Source organism: Streptomyces sp. NBC_01197, from assembly GCF_036010505.1.
GTDB lineage: Bacteria > Actinomycetota > Actinomycetes > Streptomycetales > Streptomycetaceae > Streptomyces.
Map to the genome: position 1 here is coordinate 7587726 of NZ_CP108569.1, position 23412 is coordinate 7611137.

At 68.7% G+C, this 23412-nt stretch carries 20 protein-coding genes; 3 read left to right on the forward strand and 17 right to left on the reverse strand.

Features of this window, described 5'->3' with window-relative positions; translation table 11 throughout:
• Positions 1-37: 37 nt before the first annotated feature.
• The 10 genes from OG452_RS34685 to OG452_RS34730 all read right to left on the reverse strand — a co-directional run bounded on the left by OG452_RS34685 (position 38) and on the right by OG452_RS34730 (position 13120).
• Positions 38-1297 (reverse strand): M24 family metallopeptidase, encoded by a 1260-nt coding sequence (locus tag OG452_RS34685; protein WP_327293535.1) that lies wholly within the window; start codon positions 1295-1297, stop codon positions 38-40.
• A 48-nt stretch (positions 1298-1345) separates the two neighbouring features.
• Positions 1346-2479 (reverse strand): oxidoreductase, encoded by a 1134-nt coding sequence (locus OG452_RS34690; protein WP_327293534.1) that lies wholly within the window; start codon positions 2477-2479, stop codon positions 1346-1348.
• A complete protein-coding gene (locus OG452_RS34695; RefSeq protein ID WP_327293533.1) occupies positions 2479-2784 on the reverse strand; it encodes a muconolactone Delta-isomerase family protein in 306 nt (101 codons plus the stop codon). Before OG452_RS34695 ends, OG452_RS34690 begins: the two co-directional genes overlap by 1 nt.
• 15 nt (positions 2785-2799) lie before the next feature.
• Positions 2800-4380: an FAD-dependent oxidoreductase gene (locus OG452_RS34700; RefSeq protein WP_327293532.1), complete on the reverse strand. Its 1581-nt coding sequence runs from the start codon at positions 4378-4380 to the stop codon at positions 2800-2802.
• Positions 4381-4438: 58 nt separating this feature from the next.
• Entirely contained in the window at positions 4439-4996 is a 558-nt protein-coding gene (locus OG452_RS34705; protein WP_327293531.1) for a nuclear transport factor 2 family protein, read from the reverse strand.
• 232 nt (positions 4997-5228) lie between these two features.
• Positions 5229-6017, reverse strand: a complete 789-nt coding sequence (locus tag OG452_RS34710; RefSeq protein ID WP_327293530.1) for an enoyl-CoA hydratase/isomerase family protein — start codon at positions 6015-6017, stop codon at positions 5229-5231.
• Positions 6008-7585, reverse strand: coding sequence for a CocE/NonD family hydrolase (locus tag OG452_RS34715; RefSeq protein ID WP_327293529.1), 1578 nt, complete (start codon positions 7583-7585; stop codon positions 6008-6010). Before OG452_RS34715 ends, OG452_RS34710 begins: the two co-directional genes overlap by 10 nt.
• Before the next feature lie 73 nt (positions 7586-7658).
• Positions 7659-9263 carry a flavin-containing monooxygenase gene (locus tag OG452_RS34720; RefSeq protein ID WP_327293528.1) on the reverse strand — a complete coding sequence of 535 codons (1605 nt, stop codon included), beginning with the start codon at positions 9261-9263 and terminating at the stop codon, positions 7659-7661.
• Between the two features lie 51 nt (positions 9264-9314).
• Entirely contained in the window at positions 9315-10466 is a 1152-nt protein-coding gene (locus OG452_RS34725) for an FAS1-like dehydratase domain-containing protein (RefSeq protein WP_327293527.1), read from the reverse strand.
• Positions 10466-13120, reverse strand: coding sequence for an acetate--CoA ligase family protein (locus OG452_RS34730; protein WP_327293526.1), 2655 nt, complete (start codon positions 13118-13120; stop codon positions 10466-10468). Before OG452_RS34730 ends, OG452_RS34725 begins: the two co-directional genes overlap by 1 nt.
• Positions 13121-13281: 161 nt before the next feature.
• On the opposite strand from OG452_RS34730, the gene OG452_RS34735 reads away from it, so the two are divergent.
• Positions 13282-14073 (forward strand): IclR family transcriptional regulator, encoded by a 792-nt coding sequence (locus OG452_RS34735; RefSeq protein WP_327293525.1) that lies wholly within the window; start codon positions 13282-13284, stop codon positions 14071-14073.
• Positions 14074-14079: 6 nt separating this feature from the next.
• On the opposite strand, the gene OG452_RS34740 is transcribed toward OG452_RS34735, so the two are convergent.
• A complete protein-coding gene (locus OG452_RS34740) occupies positions 14080-14619 on the reverse strand; it encodes a nuclear transport factor 2 family protein (RefSeq protein WP_327293524.1) in 540 nt (179 codons plus the stop codon).
• Between the two features lie 671 nt (positions 14620-15290).
• Between OG452_RS34740 and OG452_RS34745 the strand changes: the two genes are divergently transcribed.
• The gene (locus tag OG452_RS34745; RefSeq protein ID WP_327293523.1) at positions 15291-16682 is read left to right on the forward strand and encodes an MFS transporter; all 1392 of its coding nucleotides are present in this window, start codon (positions 15291-15293) and stop codon (positions 16680-16682) included.
• On the opposite strand, the gene OG452_RS34750 is transcribed toward OG452_RS34745, so the two are convergent.
• The 6 genes from OG452_RS34750 to OG452_RS34775 form a co-directional block, all read right to left on the reverse strand.
• A complete protein-coding gene (locus OG452_RS34750; protein ID WP_327293522.1) occupies positions 16654-17436 on the reverse strand; it encodes an SDR family NAD(P)-dependent oxidoreductase in 783 nt (260 codons plus the stop codon). The two genes, OG452_RS34745 and OG452_RS34750, sit on opposite strands and share 29 nt — an antisense overlap.
• Positions 17433-18365 (reverse strand): SDR family NAD(P)-dependent oxidoreductase, encoded by a 933-nt coding sequence (locus tag OG452_RS34755; protein WP_327293521.1) that lies wholly within the window; start codon positions 18363-18365, stop codon positions 17433-17435. Before OG452_RS34755 ends, OG452_RS34750 begins: the two co-directional genes overlap by 4 nt.
• 71 nt (positions 18366-18436) lie before the next feature.
• Positions 18437-19207, reverse strand: a complete 771-nt coding sequence (locus tag OG452_RS34760) for an SDR family NAD(P)-dependent oxidoreductase (protein ID WP_327293520.1) — start codon at positions 19205-19207, stop codon at positions 18437-18439.
• Between the two features lie 59 nt (positions 19208-19266).
• Positions 19267-20226: an isocitrate lyase/PEP mutase family protein gene (locus OG452_RS34765; protein WP_327293519.1), complete on the reverse strand. Its 960-nt coding sequence runs from the start codon at positions 20224-20226 to the stop codon at positions 19267-19269.
• Complete coding sequence (locus OG452_RS34770; RefSeq protein WP_327293518.1) at positions 20223-20750, reverse strand: cupin domain-containing protein; 528 nt, start codon at positions 20748-20750, stop codon at positions 20223-20225. The genes OG452_RS34765 and OG452_RS34770 overlap by 4 nt, the downstream gene beginning before the upstream one ends.
• 776 nt (positions 20751-21526) lie before the next feature.
• Positions 21527-22264: a glucose 1-dehydrogenase gene (locus OG452_RS34775; protein ID WP_327293517.1), complete on the reverse strand. Its 738-nt coding sequence runs from the start codon at positions 22262-22264 to the stop codon at positions 21527-21529.
• Between the two features lie 153 nt (positions 22265-22417).
• Here OG452_RS34775 and OG452_RS34780 point away from each other — a divergent pair, with 153 nt between their 5' ends.
• Positions 22418-23068 (forward strand): TetR/AcrR family transcriptional regulator, encoded by a 651-nt coding sequence (locus OG452_RS34780; RefSeq protein WP_327293516.1) that lies wholly within the window; start codon positions 22418-22420, stop codon positions 23066-23068.
• Positions 23069-23412: the final 344 nt, after the last annotated feature.

Below are 23412 nucleotides of genomic sequence, written 5' to 3' on the forward strand. Positions count from 1 at the left end.
TGTGGGGCGCGGGATGGAAGAAGGTGCCCCACCGGTGTCAGGCGGCGGTCTGGATCATCTCGTCGCGCTTGTAGTGGTCGAGCAGCTCGGCGCCGTTGGCGGTGATCACGACGAGGTTCTCGAGCCGGACGCCGCCCACGCGGTGCTGCCCTTCGATGCCCTCGATCGCGATGACCATGCCTTCCTTGATCTCCTCGGGGTGGTCGAAGGACCACTCGCGGGTGATCACCGGCGGGTTGTAGTGGATGGCGCGCGAACCGGCGTTGACCAGGCCGACCCCGTGTCCGAGCTCAAGGCTGAAGCACTCGGTCTCCGACCCGAAGCCCAGCTCCTCGGCGGGGGCGAGCACGGCCGCGACGTCCGCGGTGCTCGCGCCGGGGCGCATCAGGGAGATCGCGTGGTCGAGGCGGTCGGTGAGCTTCGTGTACGACGAACTCTCCGTCGCGGTCGGCGCGCGGCCGACAATGAACTGGCGGTACAGGCACGCGGTGTAGCCCATGTAGGACGTCCCGCAGGTCAACAGGTAGGCGAGGTCGCCGTACTCGACGATGCGGTCGCCGCCGCTGATCCCCCGCGGGAAGGACAGCGGGCCCGACAGCAGACGGGCCGCGCCGGCCTCGGCGCCCGCGTCCTCGATGGCGCGCCGGGCTGCGGTCGAGAGCTGTGCCTGGCGGACGCCGGGGCGCAGGTTCGCACGGACCGTCTCGTAGCCGGCGGCCGCCAGGCTGGCGGCCATGGAGATGCAGGCGATCTCGTCGGCCGTTTTGACGGTCCCGCACTCGAGCAGCAGTGGCAGGCCGGGGACCGTGTCGATGCCTGCGGCGTGGAGAGCACGCATCCCCGCCTCGTCGATCTCGCTCACGGCGAGCTGCTCGCCCGTGAGGGACCGCTCGGCGAGCTCGTCACGGATCTGCGCGGCGAAAGCGATGGACAGTTCCGCGATCGCCGAAGCAGGGGCCACCCCGCCCAGCCAGGAGATGGCCGGACGCCACCCGGGCACCCACGGCGCCTGGTCGGGCATCTGCTGCAGGGAGCCCGCGGGGGAGAACACGACCGGGTCGCCCTCGGCGAAGAACAGGGCGTATCCGGTCTGCAGCTGGAATTCCCCCCAGTGGAATCCCGTGAGGTAGCGGACGTTGTCGGCGCCGGCCAGCAGAAGCGCCGGCACACCCTGCGCGCGCATGAGCGCGCGCATCCGGTCTGCGCGCTCGCGGCGCATCCGGTCGACGTCCACGCCGACGTGGAGCTCGGAGCGGACAGGGCCGAAGTGCAGCTTCTGGTGGTGTCGAGGGTGCATCGGGGTGCCTTTCTTCGCGTACTGGGACCGCGGGGCGGCAAGGCGGGCTCAGGCGCCGCTGAGCGTGTGCCGGGTCCGGTCGAACGGGACGACCCGCTCGAGCCCGCCGTCGCGGACCTTCTCAACCCACGCAGGGTCTGCGATCAGGGCACGGCCGAGGGCGACCACGTCGAACTCGCCGGCGTCGAACTGCTCGGCGAGCAGCTCCAGGCGTTCCTCGAGCGACTCGCGGATCACGACGGGTACCTTCTCGGCAGCGGCCCCGGCGCCGCGGAACTCGGTGTCGACCCCGACGGACCCGACGGTGATGACGTGCGCCCCCGTGAGGCGCTTCGCCCACCCGGCCAGGCTGAGCGTCGGGTCGTCCTCGGGGAACTCGGGCAGCCAGTGGCGCCGGGTGGAGGCGTGGAGGACGTCCAACCCGGCATCGACCAGCGGCACGAGGAGTCTCTCGAGGTCGCGGGGAGTCTCGGCGATGCGTTCCGTGTAGTGGTCGGCCTTCCATTGCGAGAAGCGGAAGACGATCGCGAGGTCGTCGCCCACGGCGCCCCGCACGGCCTTCACGACCTCCGTCGGCAGGACGGTGCTGTTGCCGTAGCGGTCCTCGCGCTGGTTCGTGCGGTGCCAGAGGAACTCGTCGAGCAGGTAGCCGTGCGCACCGTGCAGTTCGACCCCGTCGAACCCGATCCTGCGGGAGAGCGCGGCCGCCTCTGCGAAGCTCGCGACGACCGCGTCGATTTCGGTGGTCGTCAGGGGCTCGCCGAGCGGTCTCCCGTCGAGGTCGAGGCCGGACGGCGACTGCGGTGGCACGCCCGGGTTGAGCGGGGAGGCGGTGCCACGCAGCGCACCCACGTGCCACAGCTGCGGGACGATCGCCGAGCCCTCGGCGTGCACGGCGTCGACGACCTTCCGCCAGCCGTCGGCCGCGGGTTCGCTGAGGTGCGGCACCGTCACTTTGTGCCCCGACGCCTCCCCGCCGACGTACGTGCCCTCGGTGATGATCAGCGCCACTCCGCCCGCAGCACGGGCCCGGTAGTGCTCGGCGTTCTCGGCCGCGGGTATCCCGCTTGGCGACATTTCGCGGGTCATCGGGGCGAGCGCGAACCGGTTGCGCAGGTGGAGCGACCGGACGTCCAGGGGCGAGTGCAGTGCCTCCAAGAGGCCGCGGGTGGGCGCGCCCATCACTCGCCCCCCGCCTGGATCTGCTCCCAACGGACGGTGGACGGGTGGACGACCAGCGGCGTCACCGTGATGTCGAGGTACGGGAAGAGCGGCAGGCCGCTGATCAGTGTGTGCAGCTCGTCGTTGTCCTCGACGTCCCAGACCGCGAGCGTGGCGTATGCCCCGGCCTTGCGCCAGACGTGCAGCTGCTTGCCGGCGCGCCGGGCCTTCATTCCGTAGTTGCTCTCGGCCTGCGTCAGTGCCTCCCACGCTTCGGCGTCGAGCGTCTCGGGCTTGCGGACTTGGATGTCCACCAGGAAGAGCATGACTGTTCTCCTCTCTCAGGCGGGCTGGACCACCGGCGTACCGGTGATCGCGGCCAGCGCTTTTGCGACTGTGGCGGGGGTGTTGTCGGTGACCCGGGCCAGGACGTGGCCGTCCGGGCGGACGAGTACGGCGCCGTCGGTATCGATCCCGTAGGTGGCCAGAGCCCCTGGGGTCAGGGCGACGGACGTGGCGGGCACGCCGTGGTCGGCGGCCGCACGGATCGCCTCGTCCGCGGCGCGTGCCCCGGTGGCGGCGAAGACCGTCACCCCGGCGCCGAGCACGTCGAGGGTCGAAGTGGTGCGGGCCTCGTCGAGCCACACGTGCGGGGCCCGCTCGCCGGGGTCGGCGCTCGGGGTGTACGTGCTGACCGGCCACGGGCCGCGGGACCGGCCCGGCTCCGGGACGACCGCCCCCTGGTCGTAGCGGTAGCCGATGTCCAGGCCCAGGTGGTGGAAGTTCTCGCTGCGGAAGGTGCGCGGGCCGTCGTGCTCCGCCCCCACATGCGAGCGGAAGTTCAGGACCGCCTCCTCGCGGTCGAACAGCGCGACCGGGCGGCGCTCAGGGCCGTAGGTGTCGAGCAGCGCGGGGGCGGCCCAGCCCCGCAGGACGGCGGCGAGCTTCCAGGCGAGGTTGTGGACGTCCTGGATGCCGGCGTTCTGGTTGAACCCGCCGTAAGGAGGCATGACATGTGCCGCGTCGCCCGCGAGGAAGACCCGGCCCTTCTGATAGTCGCTCGCCACCCAGGCGCCGACCTCCCACGCGCGACAGTCGATGATGTCGACGTCCAGGTCGGGGTCCCCGGTGGCCAGGCGGAGTTGCTCCCGCCAGTCGACCTGGTCGACCGGCAGACGGTCGAGGACCGGAGGCCGGCCGAGCATCGCCACGCGTCCTTCGGTGTCGACCGGTGCGAACACCACCGTGCCGACGGTGTCGGGGTTGTCGATGTAGATGAAGGCGGACTCGCTGTCCGTGCGCGACCTGATGAGATCGGAGCGGAACAGCACACTCACGGACTGCTGCAGGGAGGGCTCGCCGTCACGCCCGATGCCGAGCTGCTCCCGGATTCCGCTCTGCGCACCGTCGGCGCCGATCACATAGGCCGCCTCGACCGTCTCGGTGCTGCCGTCCAGTCGGGAGCGCAGCTCGAGCCGCACACCGTCCTCGATCTCGGTCACCGACAGGACCTCCGTCGACAGCCGGACGTCGATGGGAGGCCGCAGCGCGGCCTCGCGCAGGACCGGCTCCAGGATGTCCTGCGAGCACAAGAACACCTCGAGAGGGAGCGGGGAGAGGTCGTTGTCGCCACCGCCGGCGACCACCGAGGACTCGACGACGTCGCTCCAGGGGGAGACAACGTCCTTGCCGAGATAACGGATGGGAGGAGTTGCGAGCCCGGCAGCGCGCACCCGCTCCTCGATGCCCCACGAACGGAAGATCTCCATGGTGCGGACGTTCACGGCGCGGGACTTCGGGTGGAGCGCGGGCTCGGCATGCTTGTCGATCAGCATGACGCTGATGCCCCGGTGAGCCAGGTCGATCGTCGCGCTCAGCCCGACGGGCCCGGCGCCTACCACCGCAACATCGATGCGGGTCATAAAGGTGTCCTCACGCGAATTCGCCGTCACATTGGGGAAGTTGAGCCGTCCGACGGGTTCACCAGTCGGCGGCGTAGATCGGGTCGTCCGGGTACAGGCCGCCGAAGGCCGAGGTGGACGGGATCTTGAACAGCTCGGTGTAGTCCGCCTCCGGTCCCAGGCGCTGCGCCCAGTCCCACACGCAGGTGCGCGACAGCACCTTCCACACGCCCTGGCGGTGATCGCAGAGGTCCCGGTAGCGCCCGCAGAGCACGTCCGAGGGGCCGCCGTCCGGGCGCACCCGCAGGTAAATGAACGCCGTCTCCCGGCGTGCGCGGTCGCCGTCCAGGTCGACCAGCATGTTCGTCACGTAGTGGCTCGACCGGTGGCCGAGCTGCTCCTGGAGCTCCATCGTCCAGTCGCAGAAGTCGTGTGAGGTGCCCACGAACATGCCGTGGTTCTCGGTCGACTCGGGCCAGTAGGTCGACTTCATGAGGCCGAGCTCCTTGCGGTCCATGCCGCGGCAGTAGCGCGCCATGTTCTCCGAGAGCTCCTGCTTGGCGAGCAGGGTGCGCAGTTGCTCCCGCTCGGTGCCCGTCAGAGGGCCTGTGGCGCTCGTCGATGGTGTGTCGGCCATCTTCGATGCCTCCTTGCGTGTGTGCTTTCGGGGCGGCCCGGAGCCAGGTCCGGTCCCCGGCCGGGCAATCAGGGGCGTGCGCTCTCCGGGTGCGGTCGCGGGCCGGCCTCGCACGAGCACTTCTCCGCGCGACATACACACGCCGGACGGGAACGGGGCTGCATTGGGAAGGCAGGCCATCGGCACCTTCAGGGACAACGGGAGGACGCTGTGGTGTCCTGGCAGGGGCGGCTCAGGCCGACTCCTCCACCTTCGTGGGCTGCCAGCCCGTGCCGATGGCGACGAGGCCCTCGGTCATCATGCCGTGGCTGACGCCCTGGAGCATGACCTTCTTGAGCTCGGCGAGCATGAGCATGCGCGTGCTGCGCAGGGTCAGCTGGGGTTGCTTGACGATCTGGCGGGCCAGCTCGTAGGCGCGCGTCACCACCTGGTCCTTGGGGACGATCTCGTTGACAGCACCCCACTCGAGGGCCTTCTGCGCGTCGATCTCCGTGCCGGTGAGAAGCATGTAGCGCGCGCGGTTGAGGCCGATCACGGCCGGCCAGATGACCTGCATGCCGTCACCGGGGACGACGCCCACCGAGAAGTGCGGGTGGTCGCCGAACACGGTGTCCTCCGACGCGATCGAGATGTCACACAGCAGCGCCTGCTCACTGTGGACGCGTGCGGGGCCGTTGATCGCCGCGATCATGGGCACCTCGATCTCGAGGTGGTCGAGCACGAGACGCTTCGCGTCGGCATGGAGCTTGATCCAGATCTCCGGGGTGACCCAGCCCTTGTCCGGGATCGGGACCTCCCGGTCGATGAAGGTCTCGCCGCCGCCGGTGAGGATGACGGCCTTGTTCTCCGGGTCCTTGCCGATGTCGCCCCAGACCGACGACAGGTTGTCGTGGACGTCCGTGCCCCAGTAGACCTCGGCACCGTCGGTGTGGACTGTGACGAGGAGGATGCCGTCCTCGTCACGATCCAGCTTGAGGTGCTTGTACTTGTCCTTGTAGTCGGCGAAGCGAGTCACAGCCATGGTGTCTTCTCCTTGAAGGTGGGGTCCTGCTCTGGGGGAGGCCAGACGACGTCGAGGTGCAGGGCTGGGGTCCGCTCGAGCACGGAGAAGCCCGCGCGGGGCCCGTCCTCGAGACGTGGGAAGTCCGATGCGGCGACGGTCAGCGACAGGCGCGTTCCCCGGTCGAGTCGCACGGCGGTCGGCCCGAGATCCACGCCGATCGTCTCGCCCTGCCTGGCGCTCGCGGTGGTGCGGCTGGAGCCCTCGGCCAGCAGCACCGACTCGCCGTCCTGGTCGGTCGTCGACAGCTTGACGACGACCGCCGTGGGTGCATCGCTCGCCACGGCGAGCGTGCAGGTGATGCTCCCGAGGACGTCTGTGTCCTCGGGCAACGGGTCGCAGAGGAGCGCGACGACGTCGTCGCGCTCGCTCAGGCGTCCTTGGGGGCGGGGGCCGGCGTTCGCGGCGACTTTGTACCCGGGGAGGAACGTGCGCCCGCCGATCGTCGGGACGGGCTCGGCCGACACGAGAGCGTGCGGGGAACCGACCACGCGCAGCGGGACCTCGACCGGCTGGGCCTCCTGCGGAGGCCAGGTCGAGAAGGACCGCCACTCATTGGCACCCATGACGAACGCGGTGACGGGGTCGGCGGGCGGCGGGCCGCCGTCACGCAGCGTCTCGAACCAACGGAGCTGGAGCCCGGTTGGGTCCAGCGCGTCGAACGACGCCGCCGGGCCGTAGGTGTGCCCGGGGAACCAGCCACCCATCACGCCGTGCGCCCAGGGACCGACGAGCAGCCGGTCGTGCGGCTGCCGGGTGCCGGCGGCATCGCGGCGGGTGTAACTGGCGACGGATCCCGGGCCGAAGATGTCGAACCACCCGGCGATCACGAGCGCGGGCACGCGGACGCGCCCGGCCGCCTCTGGGCCCACGATCTCCCCGCTCCGGTCCCGCCAGTCCGGTAGGTACGGGGCGAGGTCGCCCGCGGCCTTGATGAGGTCATCGAATGTGCGGTAACAGCCGTCCGTTACGCCCTGGATGAGGGCGGCGGCACGGGCGCGGTCCTCGGGGGAGAGGTCTTTACTGCTGGCCGCCAGCACGGACACCCAGTGCGCCAGGAACCCGAATGTCAGGTTCTGCTCCTCGTGTGTCCAGCCGGTGGTGACGTCGTCCGCGGTGCTTCCCGGCACGATGCCCAGGAGCCCCTCGGGCGCCCGGGTGGCGGCCAGCCACTGAGTGATGCCCACGTACGAGCCGCCGACCATGCCGACGTGCCCGTCGGACCACGGCTGTTCGCGGACCCACGCGATCGTGTCGGCTCCGTCGTCGGCCTCGTGCGCGAAGGGGACGAAGGTTCCGCCGCTGCGGAACCGGCCGCGCACGTCCTGGACGACGACGGTCCACCCGCTCTCGGCGGCGCGCAGCACGTTGATCCAGGTGTTGGCGTGTGCGGGGTCGTCCTTGCTGTAGGGGGTGCGGATCAGCACGGTGGAGCGGGGCTCCGCCCCCTCGGGCCGGTAGATATCGGCCGCGAGGACCGTGCCGTCGCGCATGGTGACGGGAACGTGCTTGTCGACGACGAGACTCATGACCACCTCCTCGTGGTGCCTCTGATGCGGGTCGGCGGACCAGCAGGCCGGCCTGCCGACCGGCAGGTCCGGGTCAGCTGGTGAACTCGAACCCCTCGTACTTCTCGCCGAGGTACTCATCGACGTCAGCGACGTAGCGGTCGAACCCGCCCGCGTACGGCAAAAAGAAGCGCGATCCGTCGTACCGGTTGACCTGCACCATGTAGTTGTCCACGGCCCGGCGGAGCATCGGCTCGGCGATCTCGTTGCAGTGGTCGCCCCACTTCTTCTCGGCCTCGAGGGTCGGCTCGACGCGCTCGGCCCTCGCCTCCTGGGCGTGGCCGATGATCTTGCCGACGAGGTCGACGTGGTAGTTGTTCAGCGTGAAGAAGTTCGCCAGCACGCTGGGGCTCTGGATCCCCGTGAGGGTGAACAGGTTGGGGAAGGCGTTCGACATGAGCCCCAGGTAGGTCTGCGGCTTGTACGTCCACCGGGCGCTGGGCTGCTGCCCGTGCTCGTTGCGGACGTTGGCTTGGTCCAGGGCGCCGGTGAACGCCTCGAACCCGAGGGCGAACACGATGACGTCGACCTCGTACTCGGCCTCCCCGGTCTTGATGCCGGTCGCCGTAATGCGCTCGATCGGGTCGTCGCGCACGTCGACGAGTGAGACGTTGTCCTGCTTGAAGATCGGGTAGTAGCCGGTGTCGATGACCAGTCGTCGGGTGCCGAGGGGGTACGACGTCGGCATCAGCTTTGCCACGGTCTGCGGGTCATCAACCTGCTGGGCGACCTTGCTGCGCACGAACTGCGAGACCACGTCGTTGATCTCGATGTTCGTTCCCTGGTCGGTGAACGTGCTGAGCAGGCACTGCCCGCCGAACGCCCACCGGGTCTCCAGGATCTGCAGGCGCTGCTCGGGCGAGTAGTCGACGCCGCGGCCCGCGGGTGGCGGCAGCACATACCCGACCGGCGTCGCGTAGCTCTCGTCGCGGAACTCCAGGACCTTGTGCGACAGACGCTCCTTCTTGACCGGATCGGCCGGGCGGTTGTGCGCCGGGACGACGTAGTGCGGAGTGCGCTGCATGACGTAGAGGTGCCCGGCGGTCTTGGCGATCTCGGTCGCCGCTTGGACGCCCGAGGAACCCGTGCCGACGACGGCGACCCGCTTGCCCGCGTAGTCGACGGGCGTCTGCGGCCAGTGGGACGTCTGGTACCACTCGCCCTCGAAGTCGCCCAGGCCCTTGAACTCGGGGTCTTTGGGACGGGACAGATTGCCCGTCGCCATGACCAGGTAGCGCGCCCGCACCGTGCGGCCGGTGTCGGTCGTGATCAGGTACCTGTTCTCCTCCGGATTCCACTCCGCCGACGTCACCCGGGTGCTGAGCGAGAGGTTGCGGCGCACGTCGAGCCGGTCGGCGACATAGTTCAGGTAGCGCAGGATCTCGGGCTGGGCGGCGTACCGCTCGCTCCAGTCCCAGCCGGCGTAGAGCTCCTCGTCGAACATGTACGAGTAGCTGTCGCTCTCGAGGTCGACGCGGGCGCCCGGGTAGGCGTTGTGGTACCAGACGCCGCCCACACCGGGCGCCCCCTCGAAGCCGTGCACGGAGTGCCCCAGCTCGGCGAAGCGGTGCAGGGCGTAGATGCCGCCCATCCCCGCGCCGACCACGACGACCGAATACTCTTCAACCTGACCGTTCACTGGACACTCCTTCTTCAGTGCACGTCCTCGGGCACTGGGGGTACCGGCCGCTCAGGCCTCGGGCAGAGAGACGGTCGCGACGGCGGTCGTGGTCTCGACGCCCAGTTGGTTGACGGCCTTGAGCGTGAGCTCGGCGCAGGCGCCGTGCGTCTCGTCCTCGAATACGCGGGTGACCTCACCGCCGATCCACTGGGTGTCGCCGAAGACGCCGGGCTGCTTGATGCGCACCGAGATCTTCAGGAGGCCGGCGTCGTCGCCCATCCAGTTGGTCACGCAGTGCGTCATCCAGGACACGCGCTGGTTGCCGTTGTCGTAGGCGCCAGGCATTCCGATGGCGCGGGCCATCGCGGCGTCCTGGTGACCCAGGCTCGGGAACGGCTCGGACAGGAAGTGCTCGGGACCGAGGTTGGTCGGCGCCATCGGGTCGCCGTTGCGCACACGCTCCTGCTGGCGCACGCGCGTCTCGACGCCGCGGTAGCCGGCGGTGCCGATGGCACCCGCGTAGTAGGCGGTCATGGTGATCAGGTCCAGGGGACCCTTGACGACCTTGGGGATCACGTCACCGACGTGCACGGTGCCGGCGAAGCGGGCACGCGGTCCGCGGACCTCTTCGGCGAGGATCTCGGTACGGATCTTGGCCATCTCCTCGTCGGTGTACAGGTGCGGGTCGCGGGGCTCGTGCATGCGCGTGCTCTCGGTGCTGCGAGCGACGCAGACGATCGTGTTGCGCACGGTGCCGACGAGCTCCTCGCCGACGAAGTAGTCGGTGCGGCCGACCTGTTCGACCAGGCGGCCGGAGCGGCGGCCCTCACGCTCGCGCACATCCTCGACGAAGGAGCGGGCCCTGATGCGCTCGCCCAGGCGGATCGGGCGGTGGAACTCGACGTCGGCGCCGAGGTGGAGCGCCTGCAGACCCTCGGACATACCCATCGCGAGCTCGGCGTCGCAGACCGAGTACAGGAAGGTCGGCGGGGCGACGCGGGTGGCGAAGCGAGTGTTCCTCGCGTACGTCTCGTCGAGCCACAGGGGGTTCTCGTCACCGATACCCCACGCGTAGTGGCGGATCGTGTCGGCGCTCGCCTCCTCGTTCCACTGGACGACCACGGCCGACTGGCCGATGAAGCTCTTCATGTAGGCGACGTCCTCGTCGCTGATCTGCTTGCTGGGGACGGCCTTGCCGGTGGGGGCGGTGGTGGTGGTCATCAGTTGGGTCCTTCCAGAGTGAGGTGGACAGACACGACGGCGTCGACGACCGTGACGGTCGCCGTCTCGGGGTCTGCCAGGATCGGGTTGAACTCGAACTCGTGGACCTCCCCGCGCTGCTCCGCCCACGCGATGAGGTCCATCACCGCGTCGGTCAGGGCGTCGAGGGTCTGCGCGCCGGGGTCTTTGCGCAGCCCGGCGGTGACGACGCGCACTGCGGCGATCGCGTCGCGTACCTCGGGGCGTGAGGTGGGCAGCGGCAGGATGCTGATGTCGTCGATCGCCTCCGTCATGCTGCCGCCGGCGCCCAGGACCAACACGGGGCCGAACTCGGGGTCGCGGCGCAGGCCCACGAGCACCTCGGTCTTGCCGGGGGCCATGGTCTGTACGGAGATCGTGGCGTTCTCGGACTGGATGGCGGTAAGGCGGACCGCCGCATGGCGCGCGGCCTCGGGGTTGTCGACGCCGATGAAAACGCCCCCTGCATCGGCCTTGTGGAGGATGTCGGGGTCGTCGATCTTGATGGCGACGGGGAAGCCGATCTCCTCGGCGGCGCGGACGACGGACTCGACGTCGCGTTCGGCACGGCTGGCGGGTACGGGGACGCCAGCTGCGGCGAGCTCCTCGGCGATCTCCCGGAACGTGAGGTACTCGGTTCCGCCGGCAGCGGCCGCTGAGCGCAGGGACGTGCCGACGAGCTGACCGCGCGCGGCGCGCGTGCGCTGGACCTTCGACCAAGAGGCAGCGGACGCGATCGCGTCGAGGGCGCGGGTGGCGGTCGGCAGTGCGATCGCTCCTGCGGCGCGCAACACCTGAGCCTGCTCGGTCGTGACGCGGTCGTCCTCGGACAGCGGGACGACGACGACCCGTACACCCTCCGGGGCGTCCATCGCCGCGATACCGGCGGCGAGTTCGTCGAAGTCGTGTGCCAGGCGCGTCGCGGTGACGATGACCCACCCGCCCGTCGAGGTCGTGACCACGCTGTCGACGATGCGTACGTAGTCGGCGGTGGTCAGCTGCACGCCGACGTCGACGGGGTTGCCCACGTGGTCGCTGCCCACGGCCGCGGCGATCCTGGCGGCTGCCTCGGTACCGAGGTCGCGGAAGGTGAGGTCGCGGTCCTCCGCCAGGTCGTTCCAGAGGACAGCCTGTGCGCCGGAGGTGGTGACGACTGTGAGCTCGTGGTCGTCACCGGCGAGCCTGCCGGCGAAGACATCGAACGTCTCCGTCAGATCGAGGAGCTGCTCGGGCGAGGTGCACACCGTCCCGAAGCGATGGCGCAGGACGCTCTGGGCGACCCGGCCGCTGCCCGCGAGCTTCCCGGTGTGCGACCGCGCGCCGAGCGCACCGCGGGCGGAGCGCCCGAGCTTGAGCACCGCTACGGGGACCCCGCGCTCGCCGGCTGCCGCAGCCGCGGCCTCGAGGTCGTCGCCCGGGCGGAAGCTCTCGACGATGGAGGCCAGGACACGCGTGTCCTCCTCGGCGGTGAGCCAGCCGACCCAGTCGGTGAAACCCAGCGAGATCTCGTTGCCGGAGCTGCTCCAGGCGCTCAGCCCGCTGACGCCGCGCGCGACCAGGGACTGCATGAGCGCGTTGCCCAGCCCGCCGCTCTGGCTGAACAGCGCCACGTGCCCGACCGGAAGAGGGGTGCGCTGCAGGACTGACGAGAACGTCGCGGTCAGGGACCGGCCGACGTGCATGAAGCCGATGCAGTTGGGGCCGATCAGGCGTGTGCTGCTCCCGGCGAGCACCGCGCGAATCTTCTCGTCGCGGTCGTGCCGGCCGGTCTCGCCGAACCCGCTGGCGAAGGCGACGGCGAAGGGGACGCCCATGGCCACGGCCTCGCGCAGGTCCTCGATCACGCGGTCTGCGGGGCCGACGAGCACGGCGACGTCCGGGACCTCGGGCAGGGCGGAAAGCGATTGGTACGTGGGTACCCCGAGCACCTCGTCGTGGAGGGGGCTGACCGCGTAGTACCGCCCGTCGAACCGGAGCCGGGACAGGTAGTCGAGCGTGCGGCCCGACGTCTTCCACGGGTCGCGGGAGGGGCCGACGACGGCCACACTCTCGGCCCGAAGGGGGTTGTCGATCCGGGGTGTCTGCGGGCTGGCCGGGTCGGGCTCCGTGGCCCCGGCGGTCCGGCGGACCTCGCCGGGGCGGCGCACGTCGGGAACCTCGATCGCCTCGATCACGGCACCGAGGTCCTTCTCGGTGTCGAAGTAGGCGAACCCGCCGTCTCCGTTCAGGCCGTAGCCCCGGGCCGTCTGCGTCACGCGGTACCCCGACTCGGCCATGCGGGCGACCGCTCCGTCCAGGTCGTCCACGAAGACGCCGAGGTGGTGCAGGCCGACGTGGCCCTCATCGAGGAAGTCCTGGTAGATGCTCGGGCCGGTGAGCGGCTGGATGAGCTCGACCTGCGGGCTGGAGCCGCCCATGGCGAGCAGCATCTCGAACCTGCCCTCGGCATCGCCGTAGCGGGACCAGCGCAAGAACTCAGGTGTGTAGTGGTAGCAGGTCCACTCCTCGATCCCGAACATGCGGCCGTAGAGGTCGAGCGCGGCGTCGAAGTCGTTGACGAGGATCCCGATCTGCCCGACGTCACCGATCGGCGTCGATGCGATGGGAGGGACTGCCAGCGGCGGCGTAGCCGTCATGGTGTCTCCAGTTCCGCCGTGGAAAACTATCGTCATGCGATAGAGGCTTTCGCGATGAGGTATTTCTAGTGGGCGGCAGGGCGTGACGTCAATGGATGAGACAACCGCATTGCGAATCGATGTCGCCCAAACTTTCACCATGCGAGTGATATCCTGGTGGGGTGACGGCCAGGAACTCTGAATCTGACCCTGCGGCACCTCGCGACCTGGTCCAGTCGGTCGTCCGGGCCCTCGACATCGTCGACATCGTCGCCGAGAGCGACACGCCGCTGCGTGCGCAGGTCATCGCGCAGCGCGCGGGCCTGCACCTGGCCACGCTGTCGCACCTTTTGTCCACCCTCGTGTACACCGGCTATCTGCAGCGTCATGAGCGCGAGTACAGCCTGGGGGGCGGCAAGATCCTCTCCCTGAGCTCACGCGTCGAGGCGGACTGGCGGCCCAGCCGGCAGGCCTACGACATGCTGGAAACCGTCGTCAGCACGACCGGAGAGACGGCCTACCTGTCGGCGTGGCACGACGGAGACGTGACCATCGTGGCGATCCAGGAGGGGTCGCATTCGGTGCGCGTGGCCGACCTGCGCGTGGGGGTGTCGGGAGACATCCATGCGCGCGCGTCGGGCAAGGCACTCCTCGCGTACGGCATGCCCGCAGCAGTCGACAGGCTGGGGGACGCCGACGGGAAGCTGTCGGCACGCACCGAGAACACGGTGACATCCCGCGAGGCACTCGTCGCCGAACTCGAGAGGACGCGCGAGCGCGGGTACGCGATCGACGAGCAGGAGTACGTGACCGGTGCGTGCGGGCTCGCGGTCCCGATCTTCGAGGGCGCGCGGTGGCCGCAGACGGCCCTGTCCATCACGACGCCCCTGCATCGCTACGAGGACCCTGAGCACCGCGAGCTGTACGTCAAGGCCCTGCGCAAGGTGCGGGAGCTGGACGCGTCGATGGGCTGAACCTGCTCATTGGGCGAATTCGGTGGGGGCGCTCTTGATCCAGTCCTTGTAGATCGGATCGTCCTCGCGCCAGGCGCCCCAGTGCGAGACCCGGGGGACACCCACGATGCCCCAGTCGGTGTTGGTCTCCCTCACGTCGATCCAGTCCCAGACGCAGGTGCGATGGAGGATCTTCCACTCTCCGTCGCGCTTCTCGCACAGGTCGCGGTAGCGGCCCGCCTGATACATCGTCATGCCGGTCTCCTTGAAGGGCACGACGCAGAGGAACATCGACTCGCGCTTGGCGCGGTTGCCGTCGATCTCGGACAGGACGTTGGTGACGTGGTGGCTGCAGCTGAGGATCTGGTCCTCCCAGGCGAGTGCGGCATCCGCCCAGCCCGGCCCGTCACCGACGTACGCTCCGTGGTTGTCCCAGGAGTCGGGCCAGTAGGCCGACAAAATGAGGTCGCGGTCGTGGCGGTCGGCCCCGCGGACGTACATCATCAGGTTGTCGTGGAGAGCCTGCTTGTCCCACAGTTCCACCAGCTGAGCATCGGTCAAAGACATTGAGAACCTCGCCCTCCTGTGAAGTCGAGGGCCGCGTCGTCGCTGACCCTCGCCAGGAAAAACGTAGGAGGAGCCGGCCGGGGGGCGTGCTGGGAAGACACGACATCCCACGAAGATTGCACGCCAAATAACTCGGAGCTGTCGTTCATGCCGCGGTGGCGGCGCCCGCGGGGCGTCGTCGGACAGGGCGAGCTCCTCCAGGGTGCGGTAGTTGACGGCGCTACTGGTGGGGGCGTGAGGTTGGCCTTCTGAGACATCGCTGCAAGCCTCTTTTCATTTCGCATTGCGGCCACTACCTTCACCATGTGCGAGTTGCCTTGACGGGGAGCTCGCACCAACGACGGTCACGACGGCGTACTTTCACAGGTGCGCCGTGTCGATCGCGGAGAGGCGAGGTCCTCGAGGCACCTCGGCCACCAAGAAGTGACGCAGCCTCCCGTCGACGACACCTTCCTCGACTCCGGCCCTGGATCCGGCTTCTGCAAGAGGTGGGCACCGAGGGTGCTCTTCGCCCGGTGACGTGTGCATCGCCGTCAGAGCGGGACATCCACGCTCAACGCAAGCTCGCGCGAGCAGTCGAGACTCCATGCCGAGTGCGACCGCGCGAGCGAGGAAGTGACCGGCCACGCAACTGAGTTGGCGAAGCAACCAGAGTGAAGGACGGCGCAGGTATGAACATTGTTCCTGAGGTGACCTCCCAGCCGGACCGCTCCATGCTGAGGCGAGTTGCCGCTGCAGGTGGAATCGGCAACTTCGTCGAATGGTTCGACTACGCGCTCTACGGGTACCTCGCCACCACCATCGCGACGGTGTTCTTCCCGTCGCACAACCGGGATCTGTCCCTGCTGGCGACGTTCGCGGCTTTCGGTATCTCGTTCCTGCTGAGACCGCTGGGCGGATTGATATTCGGCAAGCTCGGCGACAGGGTCGGCCGACAGCGCACACTGGCCACGATCATCGTCATGATGTCCGCGTCGACATTCGTGATCGGCCTGCTGCCCACTCACCATCAGACCGGCGTCCTCGCGCCGGCACTCCTCGTTCTGGTGCGTTGCATCCAGGGCTTCTCAGCAGGTGGCGAGGTTGCGGGAGCTGCCTCGTTCACGGTCGAACACGCTCCCGCCGGCAAGCGCGCCACCTACGCGAGTGTGCTGCCGATGAGCAGCTCGCTCGCGTTCGTCGCTGCCGCGGGCCTCACGGCTCTTCTCTCGGCCTCGCTCTCCGCGTCGGACTTCAGCTCCTGGGGCTGGCGTCTTCCCTTCCTGATCGCCGGACCGCTCGGGCTGATCGGCCTCTACATCCGGCGCAGCGTGGAGGACACCCCCGCGTTCCGCAAAGTGCAAAAGGAAGGAAGGGTGGCCACGGCACCGCTGAAGGAGAGCCTCCGGACTCAGGGCAAGCCGATCCTGTTGCTGCTCGGCTTCCTGATGACGAACAGCGTCGGGTTCTACATGCTTGCCACGTACCTGCCCTCGTACTTCCAGGAACGGATCAAGCTCGGCAGCGACACCGCGCTTTTCACGAACATGGCCGCTCTGCTTCTGCACGTGGTGCTGATCGGAGTCTTCGCGGTCATGGCGGATCGCGTGGGACGCAAGCCGATCATGCTCGGCTCCTGCCTCGCGTTCGTCCTGCTCACCATCCCGGCCTTCCTTCTGGCACAGCAGGGGTCGGTCGGGGCACTCCTGGGGGCCCAGGCGATGCTTGCCACCGCGGAGGCAGGCACCTCTGCGGTGAACAGCCTGCTGCTCGTGGAGATGTTCCCGACACGGGTGCGCTATACGTCGGCCGCGGTGAGCTACAACCTTGCGTACATGCTCTTCGGGGGGACCGCGCCCTTCGTGGCGACCTTGCTCGTATCGCAGACCGGAAGCGGGATCGCGGTCGCGCTCTACATGACGATCATCGCCGTCATCTCCCTGGTCGCCGTGCTGCAGATCAGGGAGACCAAGAACGTCTCCCTGCTGGGAGTTACGGATGTTGAGCAGCCCGCACGCGCGGACACGCCCGTGGCCGGGCGGCACTCGGGCCGCCCTACTCGGACCCGAGGACGTCCTGGTTGATTGCGCCCTTGCCACCGTCGACCACGAGGTCGACGCCGTTGACGTAGCCGGCCTTGTCGGAGGCGAGGAAGACGACGGCCTCGGACACCTCGCTCGCGTCCGCGAAGCGCCTCGCCGGGATGTGCTTCGTCACGGATGCGATCGCCTCGTCGGACAGCGCGTCCCGGGCCATCGGTGTCATGATGGCGCCCGGCAGCACAGCGTTGACTCGGATCGCGTGCTTGCCGAACTCGAAGGCCGCCTGCTTGGTGAAGCCTCGGATGGCGAACTTGGATGCCGAGTACGCAGGGTTCACCGTCGTGTCGTAGCGCATGCCGGCCAGGGACGAGATGTTGACGATGGAGCCCCTGCCGTTCTCGACCATGGTGGGCAGCACCGCTTGCATGCCGAAGAAGGTCCCGGCCAGGTTGATGTCCATGATGCTGCGGTAGAGGTACTCACTGACCTCGAGGAGACCGGTGATCGGGCCGGCGATCCCGGCGTTGTTGACCAGGACGTCGACGGTGCCGAACACCGCTTTCGTCTCCTGGACCGCCTCCTCCCAACTGCCCGGGTCGGTGACGTCGAGTTCGAGGAAGAGGGCGTCACCGCCCAGTTCGTCCGCGAGTTTCTTGCCGCTCTCGACGTCCAGGTCGGCGACGACAACCTTCGCCCCCTCCTCGACGAACTTCCGGACGTGTGCCTCGCCCATTCCCTTCGCCCCGCCGGTGATGATGGCAACCTTGCCGTCCAGGATGCCGGCCACCGGGCTCACACCCTCTCCACGTTCGCGGCGTCCTCCGGCAGCACCGAGTCCAGCTCGGGAGCGAGGTGCACCATCTGGTCGCGGAACGACTCGCTCGCGTTGTGGAACACGCGCAGCTCGCCGTCCTTTGTCAGGGCCTGGGCCTGCTCGACCCACGCCTCGGGCGTGGCCGCCGCGGCATCGACGCGCTTCATGCCCGCGATGGCGACACGGCCCGCCGCGACACCCGCGATCTCGAACGTGTCGGCGTACGTCGTGGTGTCCTGGTGGGCGAGGTAGGTCACGAAGGCCGACACCGCCTCCGGCGGGACGTTCTTCTTCATGGCCTCCTGCACCACGGGGTTCGGGAACGCGTCGTGCGTCATCGGCGTCCACGCCACGGGCATGAGCGTCGTCACCTGCACACCGACCTCGCGCGCCTCGGCCGCGAGACCGATGCTCAGGCCCCACACCGCGGCCTTGGCCGCGGAGTAGGCCGAGTCGAGCGGCACACCCATGAGGCCGTTCGAGGAGATGTTGATCAGACGCCCCGTGCCCGAGGCGATGAGGTGCGGCATCGCGGCGCGCGACACCTCGACGACGCCCTTGATCGCGACGTCGAAGACGCGCCACCACGTGTCGCGGTCCATCTCCCAGAACGTGCCGAACGCGTTGATGCCCGCGTTGTTCACGACGACATCGAGCCCGCCGTACGCGTCGATCGCGGTGCGCACGATGGACTCCGCGCCGGTGACGACGTTGTTGACGTCGACCACGGCGGTACCGCCGTGGTCGATGATCTCGGCAACGACCGAGGCGGCGTTGTCCGCATTGAGGTCGTTCACGACGACGCGCGCACCGCGCGAGGCGAGCATCTTGGCGTGAGCGCGCCCCATGCCCTGGCCCGCGCCGGTGACGATCGCGATGCGGCCGCCGAAGTCGAGGTTCTGTGCAGGCATGTCCCTACTCCTCCTGTGGAGTTCAGCCGTTGTCTGTGCGGGGCCGCTCCCGCGGCCCCGGGGCGGGTCGTCTACTTGCCCGCGAGGTATCCGCCGTCGACCGGCAGCGTCACGCCCGTGACCATCCGCGCATGGTCGGAGCAGAGCCACACGACGGCGTTGGCCTGGTCCTCCGGCTCGGCCAGCACTCCCATCGGGATGCCCGCCAGGATGCTGTTCCTGAATTCGTCGCCGGGGTTCTGCTCGAAGGCGTTCATCATCATCGGGGTGGCCGTGGAGCCGGGGGCGAGTGCGTTGACCCGGATGCCCTTGGAGCCGTAGTCCATGGCGACGTTCCGAGTGATGCCGACGACGCCGAACTTGGCCGCGGTGTACGGCGCGTTGTAGGCGATGCCGATCAGTCCGGCACCGGAGGCGGTGTTCACGATCGCCCCGCCCCCGTTCTCCTCCATCGCGCGCACCTCGTGCTTCAGACAGTAGAAGAGGCTGTAGAGGCTGACCTTCATCACGCGGTCCCAGACGGCACTGTCTATGTCACCGATCGGTGCGAAGACACCATTGGTACCCGCGTTGTTGAACGCGAAGTCCAGCTTCTCGAAGGTGGACACCGTCGCGCCGACGAGCGCCTCGACCTGCGCCTCGTCGCTGACGTCGCAGCGCAGGAACGCCGCGGTGCCACCCTCCTTCTCGATCATCGCGACCGTCTCGGCACCGGCCTTCTCGTCGATGTCCGAGACCATTACGGAGGCCCCGGCCCGGGCCAGGGCGACCGCGGCCGCCTGTCCGATTCCGGACCCCGCGCCGGTCACCAGGCCGGCCTTGCCACTCATCGAACTCGTCATGACTCAGATTTCCTTTTCGGATGGGCTGCGGCGACGCGGGTGCGACGCCGGGGGGATGGTCAGTACGTTTCTCCTGCGTGCGGGCTTCTCTCGTAGTCGCGCTGCGCGTCCTGCGGGAGGTACTTCTCCTCGATGCGTCGCACCTCGTCGGAGGAGGGACGGCCGAACATGGCTCCCCAGCCGATGTCGTACTTCGTCCCGGCGTCACCGGTCACCTTCTGGAGGTACTCGGGGAAGCCCGTGGCCTCGCCGCTCTCGATGGCGTCGACCATGAAGTGGTAGACCTCGCGGACCCCGGGCAGGAAGACGGGCAGCGACTGCACCGCCTGCCCCATCGCCGTCATCTCGGCGACCGTCCGGGTCCCGATGAGCGGGACACCGACGACGTACGCGGGGCCGGGTGTCTCCTTGAGGGCGATCTCGGCCTGCTCCCACGTGTGGAAGCCCTCGTAGAAGATGACGTCGGCACCCGTCTCGGCCTTGTAGAGCTGTGCGCGGCGGATTGCCTCATCGAGGCCACCGCCGGCCGCACCGTAGGCGTCGGTGCGCGCGACGACGACGAAGTCCTCGTCGGACTTGTCACGCGCGTCGCACGCCGCGTTCAGCCGACCGATCGCCTCGACGTCGGAGACGAGTTCGACGCCGGCGACACCGCCGGACTTCTTCGGTTCGCGCTGGTCCTCGATGTGGATGCCCGCGACACCGGCGTCGATGAACTCCCGCACTGTGCGCTGCACGTTGAGGGGCGCGCCGTAGCCGGTGTCGCCGTCGCAGTAGATGGGGATGTCGGCAGCCCGCGCAGTGCGGCGTGCGAGGTCGACGACCTCGGTCATGGTGAGCCAGCCGACGTCCGAGACACCCTGCCACCAGGCCGACGCACCGCCGGAGAGCTGGAACGCTCCGAAGCCCGCGTGCTGCGCCATCTGTGCGTGGATCGGGACCGAACCGAGCGGCAGCAGCTCGGTCTTCTCGCACTCGAAGACCGCGCGCAGCGCCTTGCCGGGAGAGGTCAGGCTCATGCTGCGGCCCCCTCGGCGGTGTTGAAGCCGACGGTGACGACGACGTAGACACAGTCCTCGTCGTAGGGGTTCTTCCAGGCATGGGGCACGCCGGCCATGACGAGGAGGTCGCCGGGCACGAGGGTGCGCTTCTTGCCGCCGGGGAGCACCAGGTCGACCTTGCCGGAGATGACGACCTCGTAGTCGATGGTGTCACTGGCATGCATGCCGGCGTCGCTGTCGTCGCCGGTCGCGGACATGCTCTCGTCGAGGGTCGAGGCGTCGACCTCGCCCGACGAGTGTGCGGGGAAGCTGCTGATGCCGAACGTGGACCCGTTCGGCCCGGCCAGGGCGACCTTTGTAGGAGGTGCGCCGAAGGAGGTCTTGCTGTGTCCGCCCTCGATGGCCCAGTAGAAGGCCCCGGAGGACACACCGGGGAAGTCGAACTCGGTGGCGGGGCCCGGGTCGAGGAAGTCCGCCTCGCCGGCCTCGTTCTGGCCGGCGACGACCAGGCGGAACTTCTTGGGGTCGGGGAACGTGCTCATGTCTCTGCGCTCCTCTGTTGAAGGACGGGGAAGGGATGGGCCGGGCGTGGTGTCTCGGCGCCGAGCCAAGGGGAGGTGTCAGGCGTGCAGGCCGGTCCCTCGCATCAGGGGGACGGTGTCGCAGAGTGTCTGCAGGACTTCTGCGATCACCTCGGGGCGCCGCCCAGCGGGGGCAGGCAGGGGCCCTGGTGGATGTGTACGGACCTGTCCGGCCGGGCCGTTGCTCTGCTTGCAGATGTCCTGATCCGGTTGCGGGCGTCGTCCTTCACGCAGATCCGCTGCCGGCGTACGGCGCGCTCTCCGTCGCCTTTGCCTGGCACGCGAGGTGGGCGCCTGCACACAGGGCGGCTTCCCTCAGGATGGGGCGCATGTCACGCTGGACGGTGTGCTTCGTCCCCAGGGATCGATAGCAGTCATCCTTCTCTCCACTCCGTCGTGGTGTCCTGGCAGGAAAGGCGGGACTGACGGCCACGCCTGGCCCTTCTTGGCACGACGGTAGGCGCAGTCCATGGGCACCCAGTCACGGTCAAAAGCGCCATCAGAGCCGGAAATTGCGCCACCTGCTCGCGTACTCGTTTCTGAGTGGCCGCGGCAAGATTCCCGTGGCTGGAGAACATCTCGGTGTCATGGCCTGCACGTCCGCTGAGAAGCGGCGGAGCGCCCAGGCGTGGGTGCGGGTGCGTCAGCCCGTGAGCCGGGCCGGATGCGGCGCACAGGTCTGCCGGACCATCGCCATTTCTGGGGGCCATCCGGCCCACGGGCATCGACCCGCGCTGTCACGCGGCGGTGAAGCCACCGTCCACGATGAACTCGGCACCGGTCGAGAAGCTGGATTCGTCCGAGGCCAGGTAGAGCACCATCGACGTGACCTCCTCGGGCTGTGCCGCGCGGTGCATCGGGGTGCCCAGGATCATCGGGTGGTCGTCCTCGAAGCCGAAGCCTTGGGTCATCGGGGTCGCGATAACGCCCGGGTGGACGGAGTTGACGCGGATTCTGTCGGGAGCCAGCTCGATGGCTCCGGCCTTGGTCATGCCTCGCACGGCGAACTTCGAAGCGCTGTACGCGAGTCCGCCGGAAGCCGCGATGATTCCGGCCAGCGACGAGATGTTGACGATCGAGCCGCCACCCGCCCGCCGCATGGAGGGAACGACTGCCTTCATCCCCAGGAACACGCTGACCTGGTTGATGTCGATGACCTTGCGGTACTCCGCCTCTGACATCTCCACCAGCGGGGTGACATGGCCTATGCCGGCGTTGTTGACGAGGATGTCGACCGGCCCGAAGGCCTCCTCTGCGGCCGCGACGACGCGGTCCCAGGTGGCGGCGTCGGTGACGTCGTGGGCCAGGAAGCGCGCCTTGTCGCCCAGCTCGGTGGCGAGGACCGCGCCCTCGTCCTCAAGCAGGTCCGTGATCACCACGGACGCGCCTTCCCGTATGAAACGCCGGGCATGCGCGGCACCCATGCCGCGTGCCCCACCAGTGACGATGGCGACCTTGCCCGTCAGACGTCCCATGGCTGCTCACTCCTTCGTGCGGGGCTCAAGACCCCTGGCGCGGTCGGACTCCTGTGTGCCAACCGATCTGACGCCACGGTACTCCCACTATTGAGCACGTGCGTAATAGTGCTCGGATAGGCTTCCGGGCAGCACAAGGGCATGGAGGCGCGAGTGGATCCACGAGCACGTAGAACGCGTGACAAGTTGCGCGAGGCGGTGACGGGCCTCGCCGCCGAGCGCGCCATCGGAGAGATCACCGTGGCCGACGTGGCACGCCGCGCCGGGGTGACGCGCAACACCGTCTACAACCATGCCCCCACCCCCACGGCACTGCTCTGCCAGTTCCTGGGCAAAGAGATCGACGATCTCTCGAACGTCTTCCTCGACAAGGTCGAGAGCACTTCCGCAGTGGACGTTCGCGCAGCCCTCTACTCGGACATCGAGGCTCTACTGCGCCATGTCGCCCAGTACGCGACGATCTACGAACAGGCCTTCGCCGGCGCGACGGCTCCGGTCATGAGTGATCTTCTGGGGCAGCAGTGCGCCAAGGGGATGCACGTGTACATCACCCGGCACCCGGAGCTCATGCCCGAGTACGAGGACCTCGCCGACGACCCCGATGCGCTGGCTCTCGCCGCCGAGATCCATGTCGCTTTCGTGTCCCGCGGTGCGGTCGGCGCCATTTCGGCCTGGCTCCGAAGCCCATCTCCGATCAGCGTCGAAGCGGGTGCCGTCGCGCTGCTGAATTCCCTGCCCGGGTGGTGGTACGGCCGGCCCGGACAGGGAAGCGAACGGGAAGCTTCCGCGTCCGGGGCTACCTAGAGTCCGTCCGCCGGCGGGTCGGAAGACACCGTCGCCGCAGGCGTCAGCGGTGACCGACAAGGCAGAGGCAGTGGGAGGCGTTCGACGCTCTTTCCGGCCTTGTTGGCCTCGAATGCTGTGCCGGTCCGATGCGGACGGCTCGTAACCTGAGCCGTGGCGAAGGTGGGCAAAGACAGTGGCGCGCTGGCACTGATGACCATTCGGCCAGGTTTCCGCGACGGCACGCATCCGTGGCGGACAACCCTGCCGATCACCCCCGCTTCGTGGCCACGTCGAAGCGAGACCATCTCGAGGCGATGTCAGCAGCGCCCAGCTCGCCGCTTGTGTCCACCACGCGCTCGTCC